Source organism: Xenorhabdus bovienii (assembly GCF_024721015.1).
GTDB classification, from domain to species: Bacteria; Pseudomonadota; Gammaproteobacteria; order Enterobacterales; family Enterobacteriaceae; genus Xenorhabdus; species Xenorhabdus bovienii.
This window is the reverse complement of sequence record NZ_JANAIF010000192.1, coordinates 1-1,715: the sequence shown is the minus strand read 5'-3', so window position 1 is coordinate 1,715 and position 1,715 is coordinate 1. Positions and strand designations below refer to the sequence as shown.

Annotated in this window: 2 protein-coding genes; both read right to left on the bottom strand. The window is 48.7% G+C overall.

The genetic code is table 11. The features are described from left to right. The coding region (locus NXS07_RS19830; protein ID WP_308686639.1) for a portal protein at positions 1 to 1,119 on the bottom strand (1,119 nt) is incomplete at its 3' end. After that, positions 1,119 to 1,715 (bottom strand): phage terminase large subunit family protein (locus NXS07_RS19825; protein WP_498063303.1); only part of this gene is annotated, 597 nt, incomplete at its 5' end. The genes NXS07_RS19825 and NXS07_RS19830, both read right to left, overlap by 1 nt.

Below are 1,715 nucleotides of genomic sequence, written 5' to 3'. Positions count from 1 at the left end.
GTAATACGGATAATCATCTGTACCGCTGTACATATACTCATAACCAGCGATTTGCTCAGGCCAGAATATCGGCTTTTTCTTCGGCGTTCGGGCTACGATGTCAGCATTGAATGACATGATCATGTTGCGTAGCCTCTGCCCGTCTTTGGTTAGCCTGACTACACCTTCATAAACTTCTTTATCATCCACGAATCCCCATTCGCCGAACACCGGAACAATGGGTATATGCTCACCTGCAATCAATTCTCTATCTTTCAGGACGGCAGAGCATGACAAAATGGTTTTATAGACACGGCGACGCTTAACCTTGCGCTCACCTATCTTGACCATCCCTTTATCAGCCAGCTCATCGATCACGTCTTTGATTTCGCGCTTGAAATAGCTGACAGGTTCGCCGGATAACGGATCTTGGTAGATAAATACGAGTTCTTTCTTTTCCTCTACCTCGTAGTATTCCGCTACATGAATAGTGTTCTGCGTGAACCACGGGAACGACCATGTATTGGGACTCTGAAATGAGGGAATGTCATCACCATCTAACCCGAACTCCTCAGCAAATGCCGTCCAACCGTTTTTACTCAGTGAATGGATGATGGTGCAATGCTTTGCATCAGATTTGTCCATCTGCTGGCTATTGCCGTCCCAAATGACATGGGAGCAAGCACCGTGAATAGGAACGCGACGAATGACCTGATTATTACTGGTCGGGTCTTGGTCTTCATAGTCCGTCACTAAGCGCCATGCACCAACACCGCACTCTATTTGCTCACGAACGGCAATGTTTACCGATGTTTTGGCCGTGTTGTGCCTCATGTCTGTTCGGTACATGCCCATCAGAACATCGGCACTATCAGGATTGGCGCTCTCTTTGGGTCGGTACATCACATCAATCGGGTTCTGGCGCATCTCTGCCACCAGTTTGCGCACCACAGGGCGTACGACATCAAACTGTCCACGGTATTGCAGGGTTGTATATTTGTTTAGCCAGTCGTCCCATTGCGACACACGACTAAAGAATAGATCGTTACGCGCCTCGGTTCTGGCTTCTTCGCTGGCTGTCCAATCCTCATCAAACCGCTGTAGAATTGTCTCCAGCCTGCTATTTGTATTTTCGGCCATTATCTACCTCTTGCTATCGGCCTGATGGGTGCCGGCATTTTTTTCTCTTTTACTATTCCGATGTCGCCATAACGCTTGGCAAAACGGCGCATCATGTAGGCATAGCGTGTTGCATCAAGAAGGTCGTCACGCGTCTTTACAATGCGACCGCGATCATCCCGGTGATAGAAATTGAATTCCTCGAACCAGTCACGCAGTCCGCTGAAAACCTTGAATCGACCTGTACTCATTAGGTCATGAAGCTCAAACAATCCAGGCTCAACCGAGCGAGAGCCGTCTGTCCATTGCGCCGGGTCAGGAAGCATTAAAAAACCTGCGTCATGGTAATATTCACGCTGCTGCAAGCCGCTGCCCTTCTCTGTTTGCAATCCATCCTGTGGCCACGCTGTAGGCACTTTGTTAGCCCATGATTTAGTAGCGCCCCACGCCTCAGCCGGAGATGTTTTGCTTGCCTTCCATGCTTTTGTTACATAAAAGGTTTCGCTATCTAGGTCTATTGCTAACTGGACGCGACTTTGCGGATGATCCCAGCCAAAGTCCATGCCATCGATAACCATATAGTGCTTAGGTATCGGGAATGGCTCGCAAGTAATCAC